This window comes from Pseudonocardia sp. D17 (assembly GCF_036984265.1).
Taxonomy (GTDB): domain Bacteria; phylum Actinomycetota; class Actinomycetes; order Mycobacteriales; family Pseudonocardiaceae; genus Pseudonocardia; species Pseudonocardia benzenivorans.
In genome coordinates this window covers 1-16,988 of record NZ_BPRG01000007.1, presented here as the reverse complement: position 1 = coordinate 16,988, position 16,988 = coordinate 1, and the positions used below count along the sequence as shown (strand labels likewise).

Genomic DNA, 16,988 nt, shown 5'->3' with positions numbered 1-16,988 from the left:
GAACGCCGGCCATCACCGGGGTGGTAAATGGCCGCCTACGGGGAGTCTGGACTGGCCGCTGTCACGCGACCCACTCCCGACCCAATCACCTGCCGCGATCACGGGCACGCACTAATTAGATCTCGCCACGCGGGGGGTGCCTGGCGCCCGAGCAGACCTGGACTGGATCGGCCTCGTGTCTCGAACCTCCCGGCTGCCGGGACGTGGTCGGCCCACCGCGGCAGAGCTGCAGGCTCAGGCAACGTTTGCCGGAGGTGTACCACCGTGCCCGACGCGCTGGGGCTGATCGTGACAGTGTCGACAAGCTGGTTCATCATCGGAATACCCATGCCCCGCCCGCTGGGGGGCCCGGGGGGCTGCCACTGCCCGTGGTCCCTGACGACAATGCGCAACGCGTCTCCGTCGATCCAGAACTCGACGTCGACGGTGGAATCGGGACGCGGCGGCACGTACGCGTGCTCCATGGCGTTGGTGGCTGCTTCATTGACGGCGAGCACGAGGTCATCGACCATGGCGAGGCCATAGCCCAAGGCCTCCAACCAGCACCGCACCTCGTTACGCAGGAGGCGCAGGCGGCCTACCTCAGCGGGCCACGTCCGGCGGGCGAACTCGTCCCCGCCGCCAACCGCGAACTTGCTGACCATCTGGACCCCTGGTACGTCGGACAAGCTCCGTCGCCGGGGGCCGGGGCGATCGCTACCGGCAGCGTAACCGTAACGAGCGATGGGAGACAGTGCGATCGGTCCGCCCGGGTCTAAGTCAGTTGGCCTCAGGGAAGTTGTGATCTCCGCGGGTTCGAGTTCTGGTCGGACGTCTGTCCGGCCACGACCGCGAGCTTTCGATTGTGGCTCCGCGCCTACGCGCGCAGCTGCTCGAACGCCGAGTCGACGCTGAGCCCGCAAGGGCAGCGCGTGTACGGCCCGGAACTGTCCGCGCTCAGCAACTGCGGCCACAAACCCCGGCCAGCGGCTCGCCGCACCGGTCAGGTCACCGACGCTGACGGGCGTCGCGCTCTGGAAACAGTCGAGGGAGGTTCCCTCGTCGCTCTGCAGCTGCAAGAGCGCCATCAGCTCGGCCGCCTCGCTGGACGCGGCGACGACCCGCAACTCCCGGCGGGAGCGATACCGGCCGCGCCCGGCGGCAACAGCTCCACGCAGAAGCCGATCAGCCGATCCAGGAGATCGATGGCGTCGTAGTCGCCCACCATCGTGTCGGCCAGCACCCTCGCCGGGGTCGGTGCGCTGCCCCAGCATCATCAGCGCAGCGAGATCGGCGACGCCGCCCGCGTCGCCTAGCTCACCACCGCTTAACCCACCCGGACTGCACCGATATAGCCCAGGACGCCGAGGTTGATCGCGGCCCACTGCAGGGGCAGAGCGAACAGGGCCGGGCCTTTGTCTGCTCAATGACTGCCGCGGCGAACACCGGCCACCGAGCCGCATCGGTTGAATCCTGAACGTTCGGCACCAGGATCGATTCTCCGGTCAGGGCAGCCTCCACACACACGGACCCCGTTCAGGGTGAACTGCAGGTTCTCCAGGAGCTCTGCGGTCCTGCGGTGGCGAACAGTGTCTCGCGGGCGTCAGTCACCGTCAGCACCGAAATCGACGCGCCATCGATATCGAGCCCGCGCACACACGCCCCGCAGATCGTCCTCGCAAACCACGATCATCCGAATCGTCTCGCGCGAAACCCAGCAATTCTCGGGTCACAATCCCCAGCTCGCGCACCTGGCCCGCACCCTTCCGGAGCCCCGCGCTGCGGTCCGATCACGTGCCAGCTCCCGCCGTCCGATGAAACGTGAAAAGAGCACGACGGGGCCAGATCGAGCGTCAAGCCAGGGATGCAACCTACTCATCTTGGGCGCGGCACAGGCCGCTCCGGTCGGAAGTGCCTGCGAAGTCCGCTTCTCACCCGGAAGACCCCCTACCGGCATCGGACCCCGACAGCGGTTGCCGCCCCACCCTGGGCGGAGTAGACCTGTGTCGCAGCCCTGGACCCCGGCCGCGACAGCACCGCACGTGCAACGGGCTCGTGGCAAGCCTTGTCAATGGCGGAGGGGCCGAATGCGTGTGAACACCAGGCGGAACCTGTGCCATGCGGCGCCCTCGATCGCTCATCGCGCGCCATGACACCCGAGCGGCCGCCGCTGGCGCGTCCCAGGCCTCGCCTGGGCGAAGATGATGCACGAGGCCGCTCGAGTCCCCCGGCGAGCGGCGCTGTCACCGCGGAGCGCGACCGGATGGCAGCCCAATTGTCCATGACCATCATCCCGCGCCTTTTCGCGGCCGGGCTCAGCCTCGACAACGCCTCATCCCGGCTGCGTGTATCAACCACAGCACACGCCACTGCGCTCACCGCCGGTCACATCGACGATGCCATCCGCATTCTTGACCAGGCCATCAAGGAGATCCGCGCGATCGTCTTCCCTGCGACGGAGCGCGACGCCGTGGAAGGAGCAGACCTGTCCGGCAGGCTCCAGGCCGTCGTCGCCGACATGGCCGCCGTGCTGGGTTTCCCACCGCTCGTGTCGTTGAGCTCCGCGCTCATCGACGCCGTCCCGCACGACATGGGCGACGACCTGGTCGTCGCGTTACGGGAGTCACTTGCCAATGTCGTGCGGCACGCCCGCGCGCGCTCCGTGGAAGTCACCGTCACGACGAGCCCCGACCGGCTCACCCTCGAAGTCGCCGACGACGGCGTCGGACTCGGGAGGATGCACCGCGGCCGTGAACTACGTTTCGCGCAGCAGCGCGCCGAGTACCACAGCGGCACCTTCCAGACGACCACTCCCGATCACGGGGGAACGCGAGTGGTCTGGTCAGTTCCCTTGTAGTGCCGTGGCCCGACCTCGCTCCGGGACCGGCCGAAGCGGCAGGGCACATTTGACCACCCAGGACCGGGACCCTTGAGGCCCGCCATGGCGTCCGCGTCCCGCCTCGGTGGCCGGAGCCGGCCGGGCCCGTGCGGGGTGGGCCCGGCCGGCCGCGCTCGATTACTTCTCCGCCTTGGCAACGAGCCTGCCGTGTGCCAAGCGCGCCAACACAGCCCAGCGCAGCAAGCGTAGGTGACCGAGGAGGAAGTCCTCGGTCGTCTCACCGCTGGCATGCGCGGTGCGGACGCATGGTGAGGGCCGCGGCCGCAGCTTCCCCGTAGGGGACCTGGCGAATGAGGAGCAGGGTGAGGTGCGCCGCGTGCGACCAGTTGCCGTGGCGCGCGTCGTCGGCGCGCCGTTCCCAGCAGGCCACGACGGCCGGGACCTTGACCTCGCGGGCGTCGACCCCAGGTCGCCACCGACGCGGGTGACCCTTACCGGTGAAATGAATAGGGTTGCCGTTGCGTTCAGGCCGGACTACGCACCACCGGGTCTCCAGGGCGTAGCCGGCGTGGCCCAAGCCCGACAGCTTTGCCTCGATTGCGCGAACGGGACCGCTCGCCCGAGCATTTGCACCTGATCGTTCGGCGCCTCCGTACTCCTGCCCCACCGTCAAGGGGAGTGGCGCGCTGGCCGCGCTGTGACACGCCGTGTGACACGAAACAGGGGGAGTTCGAGCGGCTGTAGCGCTCAAAGGTAACCGCCGGTCGACTATCGTTCCAGGTAGAGGGCCTGGTCGACGGTGTCGACCACGTTTGCAAGGCGGGGGTTAGGGGTTCGATTCCCCTCGTCTCCACCACGCTGACCAGCGCTTTCGCTCAGCTGAGCCCGCGCCGACCGGTTGATGTCAATGACTAGCTTCGCGACGTGGCCTAGCACCCGGCGAAGCCCCGGGCCGAGGGCCTGATCCGGCGGCGCGGGACCCCCTTCCGGGCGATCCTCTTCGCCGGCGTCGACCCGGTCACCGGGCGGCAGCTCTACCTACGTGGGTCGACCGACGAGGCCGAGGCATAGAAGATGCTGGCGCGCCGCCGGTAGTGGCCGCAGGCGCCCGAACGTGGCGAGCTACCACCGGACCGGAGGGCCGCGACGGTTCCGCCACACGTACCGCGAGCTCGATCTGTTCGGCGACGGACGCCCCGTGTTCAGGGCCTCAGCTGCGCGGCGACGGCCGTGAGCAGAGCGAGTGCATCGGACGGGGTCGTCGCACCGTGCAACAGGTCCGCGGCGGCCGGGTCACCCGTCGCGGCGGCGAGATCGACCACGTGTTCCAGCTGCAGCGCCACCGGCAACCATGCCGCGGCAGCGTGGGCGGGGTCGGGCTCGGCGAGGTCGCGTTCGAGCTCGGCGCGCCAGCCATCGGCGAGGCGATAGGCGTCGTCGACCGCCGCTGCTCCGGAGGAACCCAGCATCCGCGACAGCGCGGCGGTGGCCGCGGAGAACCTGCGCGGCTGGTCGGGCACGCCGCGGCGCGGCCACAGCAGCACACCGGCGACGAGCGCGACGGCGCAGCCGAGGACGGTGTCGAGGAGCCTGGTCCAGGGTTCGACGGCGGCGGGGTTGCCGATGGCGACGCTGAAGAGCGCAGACCCGGTGATGCCGACGACGGCCAGTCCGTAGAGCCGGGGGCGCGCGAGGCCGGCCAGCCCGAGCGCCGCGGCAGCGGCCACGGCGAGCCAGACGGGCGATCGTGTCAATTCGAGGAGAACTGCGACGAGGACGACGCCGACGATCGTTCCGGCCAGCCGGTGCACCGCCCTGACCAGCACCGCGCCGTACTCGGGGCGCAGTACGACGGCGACGGTCAGCGCGATCCAGTAGGCGTGCGCCGGCGGGTGCAGCGCGAGGGCGAGCGCGGTCGCGGCGCCGACGCACAGCCCGATCCGTGCCCCCGTCCACAGCGCATCGGCGTTTGACGCGGCCTGCAACGCGGCCCGGACGCGGGTGGCGCGGCCGGGCAGCGGCGGACCAGCAGGACCGTCCCCGAGGTTGCCTGCCCGGATCGCTACCGCCCGTGCCCGCCAGCCCGCCGGGTCGGCCGGCGCAGCAGTCGACGCCGCCACCGCCTGCGCCGCGAGGGCCGCCCCCGAGCGGGCCTCGGCCCAGGCCGCGTCGAGTGGGCCGGCGACGGCGCCTCGGTAACCGGCGACGGCGTCGCGAGCGGCGGCGGAGGCGAGGGCGAGACGGTGCCGGGCGTCGTCGGAGGGATGGTCGAGGAGATCGGCGGCGGCGTCGAGGACGGCGGCGACCGCGGCGAGGCGGTACCGCGACCGGTGGTGCAGCGCACCGACGAGGCTCAGCGCGAGCAGCACGACGCTGCCGACGGCGTAGGCCGCGACGGGCTCCCACCACGGCATCGGCAGCCGCCCGAACTGCGTGTACGAGACACCGATGACGGCCATCACCGCGGCGCCGGTCGAGGCCGGGCCGATGCACCCGACCATTCCCGCGGCCACGCCGACGACGACGGCTGCCACGAGCACCCACGACACCGTGTCGGGGACGAGCGCCCCGACGGTCATGCCGACCGCTGCGCCGAGGGTCTCGGCGACGACGTGCACTGCACGGGCCCGGTAGTCGCCGCTCCCGATGAAGCTCGCCGCGCACGCAACCCCGAGGTAGGCGATGCCACCGATGCTCAGGTCCGCGACCAGCAGGGACCCACCCAGCACGAGCACGGCCGCGAGCGCCGCGCGCAGCCCGGGGGCGACACCCCAGGGCACGGGCAACGGCGCCAGCGCGGATCGCAGCGCGGACGGGCTCCTCGGCACGTCCGGATCGTGACAGGGCCGTCTCCAATCCTGCTGGATGCGGATTGAAGCACCCTTGGAGCCGGGGCGCGCACCGTCGTCGTCGAGCGGGCCGACGAGCGGCCCCGTCCCCAGGAGCCGGCCATGTCCACCGCCCTCGACGCCATCCCCACCGTGTTCGCCCCCGGCACCCCGGGTTACGACGCGGCCCGCGATGGCTTCGACCTGTCCGCGATCCCCACCCCCGACGTGGCGGTCTCCGCCCGTGACGAGGCCGACGTCGTCACCGCGGTGCGGTTCGCCGCCGAGCGCGACCTGCCCGTCGTGGTCCGCACGACCGGCCACGGCCCGGTCGGCGGGGCCGAGGGCGGCGTGCTGATCGACATCCGCGCGCTCGCCCGGGTCCGCGTGGATGCGCAGCGGCGCACCGCGGTCGTCGGCGGCGGCGCGACGTGGACGCCGGTCCTCGCGCAGTGCGCGCCGGCCGGGCTGATCCCGCTGTGCGGGTCATCGCCCGAGGTGGGCGTGGCGTCGTACACGACGGGCGGTGGGCTGAGCCCGCTCGGCCGGCGGTACGGCTGGGCGGCCGACCGGGTCCGGCGGGTCCGGCTCGTCACCCCCGACGGCGAGGTCCGCGACATCACCGCCGACTCCGACCCAGAGCTGTTCTGGGCGGTCCGGGGCGGCGGCTGCGGCTTCGGTGTGGCGACGGAGCTGGAGTTCGACCTCGTCCGCGGCGACGTGATGTACGGCGGCGGGCTGTTCCTGCCGGGCGAGTGCGCCCCGGAGCTGTTGGCCGCGTTCGGCCGCGTCACCGCGAGCGCGCCCGACGCGCTCAGCCTGTCCGTGGCCTTCGTGTCCTTCCCGCCGGTCGACGCCGTCCCGGCGCCGCTGCGCGGCCGTTTCGTCGCCCACCTGCGTGTGGCGTACACGGGTGCGCCCGTGGAGGCCGAGCGGCTGATCGCCCCCCTGCGCGCCGTGGCGGCACCGATCGTCGACACCGTGCGGTGCCTGCCGATCCTCGAGTTCGGCACGATCCACGGCGACCCGACCATCCCGCAGCCCGTGAGCTGCGGCGGCGCGGTGCTCCCGGCATGGGACGACGCCGCGATCGAGGTGCTGCTCGACGAGGTCGGCCCGGCGACGCCGCACATGCTGGAAATGCGCCACCTCGGCGGCGCGCTCGCCCGCCCGGCCGCGGTGCCCGACGCCGTCGGCAATCGTGACGCCGCGCTCAATGTGTTCACGTCGGCCTATCCGGGCCCGGCGTTCGCGGACGCCGCCGCCATCCAGACGGCGTTCTACGAGCGGCTGCTGCCGTGGAGCGGTGGCCGGTCATTGCTCAACTTCACGTCCCGGCCCGACGGCGCGCCCGTCGACGCCCGCGGCGCGTTCGACGCGAAGACCCTCGCCCGGTTGCAGGACGTGAAGGCGGCGACGGACCCGCGGAACCTGTTCCGGACCGGCGTCACGATCCCCGAACCCGCGGCAGTGTCCTGAGGCCCGGCTCCGCAGAGGCGTTGTGATCTGGGTCATGTCTGGTTCATATTCGGGAGCGTGACGACGAGCTCACTCACGGTGTGAGGGGAGCCGATGACCGCGGACACGCCTTCCGAAACGCCCGTTCGTTTCCGGGACCTCGGTCCGCTGGAGATCGAACGCGGCGGCGAGGCGAGCGCGGTGGGTGGTGCCCGGCTGGAGTCGGCGCTCGCACTGCTGCTGATCCACGGCGGTCACACCGTCGGTGTCGACGCGTTGTGCGAGGCCATGTGGGGCGAGCGCGGCGTCGACCGCTCGGTGTCCACCCTCGACTCCCACGTCTGGCGGCTGCGCCGGGTGCTCGAACCCGGCCGGGCGCGGGGTGCCGCGTCGAAGGTCCTGGTCCGCGACCCGGGCGGCTACCGGCTCGTCCTGGCCGGGGACGATGCGACCGACTCGGGACGTTTCGTCCGGCTGGCCACCGCCGCGGCCGATCGTCTCGCCGCCGGCGATGCGGCCGGCGCTCTGCAGCAGGCCTCCCGGGCGGCAGCCCTGTGGCGGGGCCGGCCCTACGGCGTGGCCGCCGACGAGGACTGGGCGCATGCCGCCGTCGCCCGTCTCGACGCGGTCCGCGCCGGCCTCCGCGAGACCCACATCGGGGCGCTGTTGGGCACCGGCGCCCCGGAGCAGGCCCTCGGCGAGCTGGAGACGGCGCTGGCCGAGGAACCGCTGCGGGAGCGGCTGTGGCTGCTGCGGATGACGGCGTACCGCGACGCCGGCCGACGCGCCGAAGCACTGCGGGCCTACACCGACGCCCGCACGGTTCTCGTCGACGAACTGGGCGTCGAGCCCGGGCCCGATCTCAAGGCGCTGCACGCCGAACTGCTGCGTGACGACGCGTCGGCGCCCGTCGCCGCGCCCGCCCGGGCCGAGCCGCCGCAGCACCTTCCCGCGGCGCGGAACCGGCTGGTCGGGCGGGAACGGGAGACGGCCGAGATCGCAGGGCTGGTCGCGCCCGGACGGCTGGTCACGCTCGTGGGCGCGGCGGGGTGCGGTAAGACGCGGCTCGCGCTGGAGGTCGCCCGGGAGACGGCGCCGCCCGGCGGCTCGTGGTTCGTCGACCTCACGGTCGCCACCCCAGAGCGGGTACCCGAGACGGTCGCCTCCGCGCTGGAGCTGCCGGCCCCGGGCCCGGTCGAGCCCGCGGACGCGTTGCGCCGCTTCACCTCTGCCCGGCGGATGCTCGTCGTCCTCGACAACTGCGAGCACGTCCTCGACGCCGTCGCCGAGCTGGTGGAGGAGATGCTGGTCGAAGGGTCGCAGCTCGCGGTACTGGCGACCAGCCGGGAACCGCTCGAGGTCGACGGCGAGGAGGTCGTGGCCCTGGCGCCGCTCACGTCGGCGGCCGCCGTCGAGCTGTTCCTCGACCGGCTCGACGCGCTCGTGCCCGGCGGGGTGCGCGACGACGAGTCGATGGCCGACGTCCGCGACATCGCCGAGGCCGTCGACGGGCTGCCGCTCGCGCTGGAGCTGGCCGCCGGCCGCGCCCGCGCGTACACGTTGACCGAGATCGCCTCCCAGGTCCGGGCCGACGCCAGCACGCTGAGTCGGGTCGGGCGCGGCCGCGGCACGAACCATCACCGGACGGTCCGCGACGCCGTCGGCACCAGCTACCGCGACCTCCCTGAACCCCTCGCCGCGCTGCACCGGGCCGTCGGTGCCGTGCCGGGCCCGTTCACCGTCGACGTCGCGGCGGCGCTGACCGGGATGACGACTACGGACGCGGTCGACGGCACCGCCGCGCTGGTGCACCGGTCCATGCTGTCGGCGCTCGGGCCGCTGCGAGTCGGTGGTGTGTCGCGGTTCGCCCAGCTCGCGACGGTTCGCGGGCACGCCGTCCACGAGGCCGACCGGGCCGGTGAGGACCCGGCGGCACGGCGCGACGCGTGGGTCGAGGGTCTCGCCCGTGCCAAGCCGCGGCTGGGCGCGCACACGATGGCGAGCTGGTACGCCGCGCTCGACGACGACCTCGCCTCGATCCGCGCGACGATGCAACGCACCCTCGTCGACGCCCCCACGCCGTTGGGCGCGACCCTCGCGGCCCGCCTCGGGCTGTACTGGGCGTTCAGCGGGATGGCGCTGGAGGGCGACCGGTGGCGCGACGCCGCGCTGCGGACGTTGGGGGCCGAGCTCGTGGACCCGGTCGACCGGGTGCTGCTCCTGCTCGGCAACGCGAACTCCCGGCTCGTGCAGGGCGATCCCGCCGTCGGACGGGTCCTGGTTCGGGACGCGCTGGCGGTCGCGGAGTCCCTGACCGGCGACGACGCAGTCATCGTGTGCGACGACCTCGCTGTCACGACGGGCCCGTTGCGCCGCGTCGGCGACGCCGAGGTGCTCGCCGAGGTGGCGGCCGCGACCCGCCGGCTCGCCGCGGGTGCCCCGGAGCTCGACGTCGTCGTCCGGCACACGGAGCTGGTCGCCGACGCCGCCGCCGATCCACGCCCGGAGCTGGTCGCGCGCTTCGCCGCGCTGCACGACGACGCCCGCGCCGCCGACAACCTCTACACGGCATGGAGCGCCGCGGCGGGGGCCGCGACGATCGCACTCGCCGCCGACCGGCCCGACCAGGCACTGCCCTGGGCCCGCGCGACGCTGCAGGCGTCGGCCGACGCGGGCCTGCGCGACAACGCCTACGCGCTGGAGCTGTACGGCCTCACGCTCGGCCGGTCCGGCGAGGACGCCACGGCACTGCGCGTCCTCGGTGCGGCCGAGGCCCAGCACCGCGCGGCAGGCGTGCCGTGGCCTCGGAACGAGGAGATGTCGACGCTCCTCGCCACCATCACCACACGTCTCGGCGCCACGGTGGCCGACCGCGCCCGCGCCGAGGGGGCCCGCACCAGCCTCGCCGAGTTCCTGGCCTGAGCAGCGACTTCAATCCGTGGGACCGAGTTGGAGCCGAGTTGGAGGACCCGGGGCACGGTTGTCGGCAGACGAGCGGAGACACCGCCCGCAGCGGGACCGGAGTACCCGACATGACCACGTTGAGCATCTGGACGTTCGCCACCGAGGCCGGCGCCGAGGCCGCGCTGCGCCCGCTGGAACGGCGCCAGCACCAGCGGCTGCTCCACGTCGACGACGTGGCCGTCGTCGCCTGGGCGGCCGACGCGGTACGGCCCAGGACCTACCAGGCCGGGACCGCCGCCGGGACGGCCGCGCTGTCCGGCGCGTTCTGGGGCCTGCTGTTCGGGACGGTGTTCCTGCTCCCGCTCAGCCGCCCCGCGGCCGCCACCGGTGCCGGGCTCGCCCACCTCGGGCTGTCCGACGAGTTTCTCGGGCACGCCCGCGGCCGCGTCGTCGCAGGCACGTCGGCGCTGTTCCTGCTCGCCGACGACGCCGCGCTCGACCCGGTCCGCGACCTGTTCGCCGACACGCACACCGACCTGCTCGTCAGCACCCTCACCCGCCACCAGAAGGACGCGCTGACCCGCGCCTTCTCCGCCGACACCCGGCCCACCGACCCGACTGGAGCCACCCGATGAACGCCACCTCCGACACCGTCCTGGTCGTCGGCGCCGGCCCGGTCGGCCTCACCGCCGCCGCCCAGCTCGCCCGTTTCGACGTGTCCGTCCGGGTGATCGAGGCGCTGGAGCAGCCGACGACCGAGTCGCGCGCCGTCGGCGTGCACGCCCGGAGCCTGGAGATGCTCGCGTCCCTCGGGGTGCTCGAGCGGCTCAAGGCGCTCGGCCGTCGCATCCCGGCGCTGGACGTCGTCGACGGCAGGACCGGCCGGAGCCGCAACCGGCTGGACCTCGGGGACACGGCCAGCCGTCACCCCTACGTGCTCGACGTCGCGCAGCCCGACACCGAGGCCGTGCTGGCCGAGCGGGCGGCCGAGTTGGGTGTCGTCGTCGAGCGGGGTGTCGCGCTCACCGCGCTGTCCCAGGACGACGACGGCGTCGACGTCACCCTGCGCGGCGCCGACGGGGAGTCGACCATCCGGGTCGGCTGGGTGCTGGGCGCCGACGGCGGGCACAGCACGACCCGTCGCCTCGTCGGCACCGAGCTCGACGGCGGCTTCCACGGCCAGCACTTCGCGATGGCCGACGCCGACGTCGAGACGAGCTACGCGCCCGACGCGATCCGGATGTTCACCCATCCCGACGGCATGGGGATGCTGTTCCCGCTGGCCGGCGCGCGGGCCCGGATCATGTTCCTCGTCGACGCCCCGCCCGAGGGGAGGACGGCGCCCACGCTCGCGGAGATGCAGGCGATGGCCGACGTCCGGATGGGCGGCGCCGTCAAGATGGGTACGCCGCGCTGGCTCACCTACTTCGAGGTCCACCACGCCCAGGTGCCGCAGTACCGGTTCGGCCGCGTGTTCCTGGCCGGCGACGCCGCGCACATCCACAGCCCGGCGGGTGCGCAGGGCATGAACACCGGCATCCAGGACGCCGCGAACCTCGCGTGGAAGCTCGCGCTCGTCGCTCGGGGCCGGGCCGACGCCGCACTGCTCGACACGTACAACGACGAGCGGCACCCCGTCGGCGCCATGGTGGTCCGCACGACGACGACGCTGACCGACGTCGGTACCGCCTCGGGCCCGCAGGCCGCCCTGCGCAACATCGCGATGTACCTGGTCGGGCACGTCCATGTGATCAACAACGCCGTCGGCTCGACCATGGCCGAGCTGACGATCAACTACCGCGACAGCGCCCTGTCGGTGCACCACGGCCGCGCCGCGGTCAAGGCCGGCGAGCACGCCCCCGACCCCGCGGGCACCGCCGTCGCCGTCGAGGACCTGCTGACGACACCTGGCTTCCTGCTGGTCGTCAGCGGTGCCGAGCACGAGGCCGCGCTGCGTGAGGTCCTCGGCGACCTCGGCACCGTCGTGACCGCCGACGCCGCCCTCGTCCGGGCCTACGGCTGGCCGATCGACGGCATGGCGCTGATCCGTCCCGACGGCTACCTCGGTCTCGTCGCCGACTCCGCCCACCCGGATGTGCTGCGCGACTACCTCGCGACGGCGTTGCGGATCGCGATGCCGTCATCGAGCTGACCGTTCCGCTCGAAGGCTCCACAACCGGCCGGCTTCGGCGGCGAGAGCCGGGGCGAGGTCGACGCTCGCCCTGGGTCGAGGACGTGGGCGTTGACCCGTGTGCATCAAACAAGATTGATGTACCGTCCCTGCTGTGGCAGTTCGCGACGACTCCCGGCCGATGTTCGTCCGCGCGGCGGGACATCCGGTGCGCTGGCGTCTGATGTCCGAGCTCGCAGGCGGAGACCTGCGGGTGCGGGAGCTCGTGGGCCGCGTGGGGGAGCGACAGAATCTGGTCTCGTACCACCTACGCCTGCTCCGCGACGGCGGTCTGGTGACGTCCCGGCGAAGCACGTTCGACGCTCGGGACAGCTACTACCACCTCGATCTGGACCGGTGCGCGACGGCGCTCGGAGAGGCGGGCTCGGCCCTGCATGCCGCGCTTCGCACGGTTCCGTCGCTACCGGTCCGACCAGCGCAGCGGACGGTCCGGCCGAGGGTTCTGTTCATCTGCACGGGGAACAGTGCACGGTCCCCGGTCGCTGAAGCCGTGCTCCGGAGCATCTGCGGCGAGCGCGTCGAGGTCGTGAGCGCCGGGAGTCATCCCAGGGACCGGATTCACCCCACGGTCGTCCGGGTGCTGCGCGAGGAGTACGGCCTCGATGTCGCGGCACAGCGACCGCGGCACCTCGAGGCGTTCGCCGGTCAGCGGTTCGACGTCGTGGTCACCTTGTGCGACCGGGCTCGTGAGGTGTGCCCGGAGTTCGGCGGCGCGGCCCGCCAGGTGCACTGGAGCCTGCCCGATCCGGCCGGCGGTGACGATGCCACGTTCGTGGCGAGCGCCCGCGCGATCGCCACCCGTGTTCGCCATCTCGTCCCGACACTCGACATCACCACGCAGGAGGTCACGTCATGAGTTCCGACGAGCGCGCCAGTGTTCGCTATCTGGTGGACGACGTGGAGGCTGCCGTCGACTTCTACACGGCTCGGCTCGGCTTCACCGTGAACACCAACGTCGCGCCGGCGTTCGCCGACGTCGTGCGTGGCCCGATGCGCCTGCTGTTGTCGGGGCCGGCCAGTTCCGGGGCCCGGGCGACCCCGGAGCAGTTCGCCGCAGCGGGGCGCAACCGCATCCATCTGGTCGTGGACGATCTCGATGCCGAGATCACGCGCCTGCACGCCGCCGGTGTGCCCTTCCGCAGCGAGCCGATCTCCGGGCCGGGCGGTCGGCAGATCCTGATCGGCGATCCCTCCGGCAACCTCGTCGAACTGTTCCAGCCCGCCTGAGCCCGCGACCCGTCCTCGCCGGACCCTGCCTGGACAACGCACGGGGTAGCCGTGAGGATCCCCGGATGGCGGTGGTCGACGTGAGTGTCGACGCAGTGATCCCGCGGCCGGTCGAGGAGGTCGCGGAGTTCGCGGCCGACCCGTCGAACGCCCCGTCCTGGTACGCGAACATCGAGTCGGTGGAGTGGCTCAGCCCGCCGCCGCCGGCGGTCGGGAGCGCGGGTGGCGTTCGTGGCCCGGTTCCTGGGCCGGCGCCTGGCCTACGCGCTGCTCAGGGACCGACCCCCGCTCCGCCGCCCTCGGCTGACGTGCCGCCCGGCCGTCCCGTCGACCCGTACGCTCGCGCACCTGCGTCATCGAGGACCGACGGGCTCGGGAGCGGGCGTGGTCGCCGCGCGACGGGCGCGGCGGCCGAGGTGGACGATCATCCCCGCACACACCAGCATGGGCCCGGCCAGTGCGAGGAACACCGCGGTCGGTGACCAGTTCGCGCTGAGGGCGGCGCCCACGACCAGTGGTCCGAGGATGCCGCCGAGCCTCCCGATCCCGAGCGCCCAGCCGACGCCGGTCGAGCGGACGCTCGCCGGGTAGACGACCGCGGCGAGCGCGATCAGCGCCTTCTGTCCGCCGCTGACCCCGCAGCCGACGAGGAACAGCGCCGGCAGCATCACCCACTCCGGCCCCGCGAACGCCGGCCCGGCCACCGCCAGGAACACCGCTCCGACCACGAACAGCACGGCCAGTGAGCCGAAGGCGCCCAACCGGTCCATGGCCGGGCCGACGACCAGGGCGACCGCGATGCCGCCCACCGTGATCAGGCTCGTGGCGCTGACGACGGTGCCGCCGGCGAAGCCGAGATCGGTCAGCATCGTCGGGAGCCAGCTCTGCAGCGCGTAGAACTCCCCGAGGTTCACCGCGAACACCACCCACAGCAGGACGGTCCCGAGGACCCCGCCGTTGGCCAGGACCGCCCGCAGCTTCACCCGGCCGCCCGCCTCGGTCGGGTCGACCAGCACGGGCTGCACCTGCACGGGGAGGGTCCGGTCGATGCGCCGGCAGAGCTGGTACGCCCGTTCGGGGTCCGCGCCCCGACCGGTGAGGAAGGCCAGCGACTCCGGCAGGAACCGAAGCATCACCGGGATGATCACCATCGGGGCCAGGGCTCCGACGAGGAACACCGAGCGCCAGCCGAACGTCGGCTCCAGCCAGCCCGTCACGAGGCCGGCGGCGACGAACCCCAGCGAGAAACCGCAGTAGATCGCCAGCACGAAGCTGGCCCGGACCCGCTTGGGGCTGTACTCGGCGGTGAGCGCGACGGCGCTCGGAGCCGCCGCGCCGAGGCCGATCCCGGTGACCAATCGCAGCACGACCAGCTCGGTGACGCCGCCGACCCACACCGACACGAGGCTCGTGAGGGCGAACACCGCGGTGCCGGCGATCACCAGCCTGCGATGACCGAAGCGGTCCGAGAGCGGCGAGAGGACGAGGTAGCCGATCATCAATCCGACCAGCGCCGAGGAGAAGATCGGGCCGAGGACCGCGGTGGACAACCCCCAGTCCCGGGCGATGTGCGGGGCGAGATAGTTGATGACCTGGGTGTCGAAGCCGTCGAGGAACATCACCGTCCCGCACAGCGCGACCGCGACGTACTGGAACCGGCTGATCCGGCGGTCGTCGACGAAGCCCGTCAGTCGTACCGACTCGCTCACCGGACCGACGCCAGCAGTCCGGCGAGCTGGGCCGGATGCGTCAGCGGGGCCATGTGGGTCGCGTCGAGCCGGACGAGGTGGTCCACGCCCGTCGCCATCCGCTCCTGGTCGGCGGGGAAGATCGCGCGGTCGCGCGCGCACAGCACGTAGGTGACCGGGTGGGCGGGCGCGGGAGCGGTGGCGGGCTGGGCGAAGGTGATCGCGGCGTGGCCGTTGCGCCGGGCGTGGACGTCGGCGAACGCGGCCTCGTCGAGGTCCGCGGCGAGCACGTCGCGGGCGACCGCCTGGTCGGCGGTGACGTGCAGGCTGCCGTCCTCGCGCGCCTCGATCCACTCGACCGGGTGCGGCGATCGCACGTCCGACAGGCTCTTGCCGGCGGAGGGCCGGAACGCGGCCACGAAGACGCTGTGGCGCACCCGGGGGTGGGCGGCCAGCTCCCCGGTCACGATGCCGCCGTAGGAGTGGCCGACGAGGACAACGCCGTCGTCGGAGTCGACGCCGTCGTCGGAGTCGACGCCGTCGAGCACCGAGCGGACGTGAGCCACGTCGGCGGCGAGGTCACCGCGGGCGGCCGGGTCGTCCGCGCCGCTGGGCAACTGCTCGACGACGTGCACCGAGTGGCCGCGCGACCGCAGGTCGTCGGCGACCCGCGACCAGGTCCAGCCGGCGAACCAGGCGCCGTGGACGAGGACGAGTTGCATCGTGATTCTCCCTTGAACCGTGGTGGCCGGTCCGGCCGGCGCTGTCGGACAGGTGACGCGCGGTGCGCGCCGCGGTGTCGGCCGTGTCAGGCCCGGATCGTGGTGGTGGCGGGTACGAACGTGTCTGCGTGGTAGCGCTCGGACGCCAGCCCTGCGCGGCTGGTGAGCAGGGCGTGCGTCCCCGCGGTCATCGCCTCGCCACCGCAGGCGTACACGTGGTGGGCGGTCAGGTCGGGGTGGGCGGTGAGCGCGGCGTGCTGGACGTGGCCGGTCATTCCGGCCCAGTCGCGGCCGGGTCGGGAGAGCACCGGTGTGAAGGTGAACCATGGGTGCCGCTCGGCCCACCGGCGCGGCTGTTCGGCCAGGTAGAGGTCGTCCTCGGTGCGCACGCCCCAGTACAGATGGACCGGTCGGGTGCGGCGCCGGGCGATGAGGTCGAGCACGATCGACCGGAACGGTGCGAAGCCGGTTCCGGTGGCCAGCAGCAGGACGGGGGAGTCCCCGTCGTCCAGCACGAACTCGCCGAACGGGGTCTCGACCTCGAGGGTGTCCCCGGGCTCCAGTGCGCCGACGGTCAGATCGGAGAAGAGGCCGCCGGGCTCCGTGCGGACGTGCAGCTGCGCGGCGTCGTTGTGCTGCGGGGGGTTGGCGAGGGAGTAGGGCCGAGGTTCGGCTCCGGGCAGCCGGACCTCGAGGAACTGGCCCGCGCGGAACGGCGCCCGGCGCCCGATGGGGAACCGCAGGTCGAGCACCACCACCCGGGGGGCGGGCCGCCGGATTCGGTGCACCACGGCGGTCAGCGTCCTGCGGCGGGGCGCCTCGCCACGGGCGATGCGCCGCGGGCTGATCACGACCGGCCCCCGGGGCTCGGCCCGGCACATCAGCACCGACTCGGCGGGCCCGGCGACCTCGCCCCGACCGCGCACCACGGCCGAACCCGACACCAACGATCCGGTGCACGAGGTGCACACGCCCTTGCGGCAGGAGTAGGGGATCGCCCAGCCGGCGTGCTCGGCCGCCTCGAGCACGGTCTGCCCCGGTGCGCAGGGTATCCGGATGTCCGTGCCCGCCACGGCGATCGTGGAGGTGCTCACTGGTGCACCCTCCTTGTGTCCGAGTCGGATCGTTGATCCAGGATTCGGGCGCACCTGA

At 72.9% G+C, this 16,988-nt stretch carries 12 protein-coding genes; 7 read left to right on the top strand and 5 right to left on the bottom strand.

The genetic code is table 11. From position 1 onward, the window contains the following. Positions 1-98: 98 nt before the first annotated feature. Positions 99-644 carry an ATP-binding protein gene (locus tag PSD17_RS35260; RefSeq protein WP_445260981.1) on the bottom strand — a complete coding sequence of 182 codons (546 nt, stop codon included), beginning with the start codon at positions 642-644 and terminating at the stop codon, positions 99-101. 1,616 nt (positions 645-2,260) lie between these two features. Between PSD17_RS35260 and PSD17_RS00885 the strand changes: the two genes are divergently transcribed. Next, positions 2,261-2,836, top strand: a complete 576-nt coding sequence (locus tag PSD17_RS00885; RefSeq protein WP_339120967.1) for a sensor histidine kinase — start codon at positions 2,261-2,263, stop codon at positions 2,834-2,836. A gap of 1,184 nt (positions 2,837-4,020) precedes the next feature. Here PSD17_RS00885 and PSD17_RS00880 read toward each other — a convergent pair. After that, positions 4,021-5,646 (bottom strand): FUSC family protein, encoded by a 1,626-nt coding sequence (locus PSD17_RS00880; protein WP_339120965.1) that lies wholly within the window; start codon positions 5,644-5,646, stop codon positions 4,021-4,023. A gap of 123 nt (positions 5,647-5,769) precedes the next feature. On the opposite strand from PSD17_RS00880, the gene PSD17_RS00875 reads away from it, so the two are divergent. The 6 genes from PSD17_RS00875 to PSD17_RS00850 all read left to right on the top strand — a co-directional run bounded on the left by PSD17_RS00875 (position 5,770) and on the right by PSD17_RS00850 (position 13,426). Continuing rightward, a complete protein-coding gene (locus PSD17_RS00875) occupies positions 5,770-7,125 on the top strand; it encodes an FAD-binding oxidoreductase (RefSeq protein ID WP_339120964.1) in 1,356 nt (451 codons plus the stop codon). Between the two features lie 93 nt (positions 7,126-7,218). Continuing rightward, positions 7,219-10,026, top strand: coding sequence for an AfsR/SARP family transcriptional regulator (locus PSD17_RS00870; protein WP_339120963.1), 2,808 nt, complete (start codon positions 7,219-7,221; stop codon positions 10,024-10,026). Positions 10,027-10,136: 110 nt separating this feature from the next. Next, a complete protein-coding gene (locus tag PSD17_RS00865) occupies positions 10,137-10,643 on the top strand; it encodes a DUF1269 domain-containing protein (protein WP_339120961.1) in 507 nt (168 codons plus the stop codon). Continuing rightward, complete coding sequence (locus PSD17_RS00860) at positions 10,640-12,160, top strand: FAD-dependent monooxygenase (RefSeq protein ID WP_013672287.1); 1,521 nt, start codon at positions 10,640-10,642, stop codon at positions 12,158-12,160. Before PSD17_RS00865 ends, PSD17_RS00860 begins: the two co-directional genes overlap by 4 nt. Before the next feature lie 160 nt (positions 12,161-12,320). Continuing rightward, positions 12,321-13,055 carry an arsenate reductase/protein-tyrosine-phosphatase family protein gene (locus PSD17_RS00855; RefSeq protein WP_013672288.1) on the top strand — a complete coding sequence of 245 codons (735 nt, stop codon included), beginning with the start codon at positions 12,321-12,323 and terminating at the stop codon, positions 13,053-13,055. After that, positions 13,052-13,426 carry a VOC family protein gene (locus PSD17_RS00850; protein WP_339120959.1) on the top strand — a complete coding sequence of 125 codons (375 nt, stop codon included), beginning with the start codon at positions 13,052-13,054 and terminating at the stop codon, positions 13,424-13,426. Before PSD17_RS00855 ends, PSD17_RS00850 begins: the two co-directional genes overlap by 4 nt. Positions 13,427-13,779: 353 nt before the next feature. On the opposite strand, the gene PSD17_RS00845 is transcribed toward PSD17_RS00850, so the two are convergent. The 3 genes from PSD17_RS00845 to PSD17_RS00835 all read right to left on the bottom strand — a co-directional run bounded on the left by PSD17_RS00845 (position 13,780) and on the right by PSD17_RS00835 (position 16,930). Next, positions 13,780-15,135: an MFS transporter gene (locus tag PSD17_RS00845; protein ID WP_013672290.1), complete on the bottom strand. Its 1,356-nt coding sequence runs from the start codon at positions 15,133-15,135 to the stop codon at positions 13,780-13,782. After that, entirely contained in the window at positions 15,132-15,836 is a 705-nt protein-coding gene (locus PSD17_RS00840) for an alpha/beta hydrolase (protein ID WP_013672291.1), read from the bottom strand. Before PSD17_RS00840 ends, PSD17_RS00845 begins: the two co-directional genes overlap by 4 nt. Before the next feature lie 86 nt (positions 15,837-15,922). Then, positions 15,923-16,930, bottom strand: a complete 1,008-nt coding sequence (locus tag PSD17_RS00835) for a 2Fe-2S iron-sulfur cluster-binding protein (protein WP_013672292.1) — start codon at positions 16,928-16,930, stop codon at positions 15,923-15,925. Between the last annotated feature and the right edge of the window lie 58 nt (positions 16,931-16,988).

Excerpts from the sequence above, each read along its gene's own strand:
- PSD17_RS35260 (WP_445260981.1), bottom strand. The coding sequence starts at position 644 with ATGGTCAGCAAGTTCGCGGTTGGCGGCGGGGACGAGTTCGCCCGCCGG.
- PSD17_RS00885 (WP_339120967.1), top strand. The coding sequence starts at position 2,261 with ATGACCATCATCCCGCGCCTTTTCGCGGCCGGGCTCAGCCTCGACAAC.
- PSD17_RS00875 (WP_339120964.1), top strand. The coding sequence starts at position 5,770 with ATGTCCACCGCCCTCGACGCCATCCCCACCGTGTTCGCCCCCGGCACC.
- PSD17_RS00870 (WP_339120963.1), top strand. The coding sequence starts at position 7,219 with ATGACCGCGGACACGCCTTCCGAAACGCCCGTTCGTTTCCGGGACCTC.
- PSD17_RS00865 (WP_339120961.1), top strand. The coding sequence starts at position 10,137 with ATGACCACGTTGAGCATCTGGACGTTCGCCACCGAGGCCGGCGCCGAG.
- PSD17_RS00860 (WP_013672287.1), top strand. The coding sequence starts at position 10,640 with ATGAACGCCACCTCCGACACCGTCCTGGTCGTCGGCGCCGGCCCGGTC.
- PSD17_RS00855 (WP_013672288.1), top strand. The coding sequence starts at position 12,321 with ATGTTCGTCCGCGCGGCGGGACATCCGGTGCGCTGGCGTCTGATGTCC.
- PSD17_RS00850 (WP_339120959.1), top strand. The coding sequence starts at position 13,052 with ATGAGTTCCGACGAGCGCGCCAGTGTTCGCTATCTGGTGGACGACGTG.
- PSD17_RS00840 (WP_013672291.1), bottom strand. The coding sequence starts at position 15,836 with ATGCAACTCGTCCTCGTCCACGGCGCCTGGTTCGCCGGCTGGACCTGG.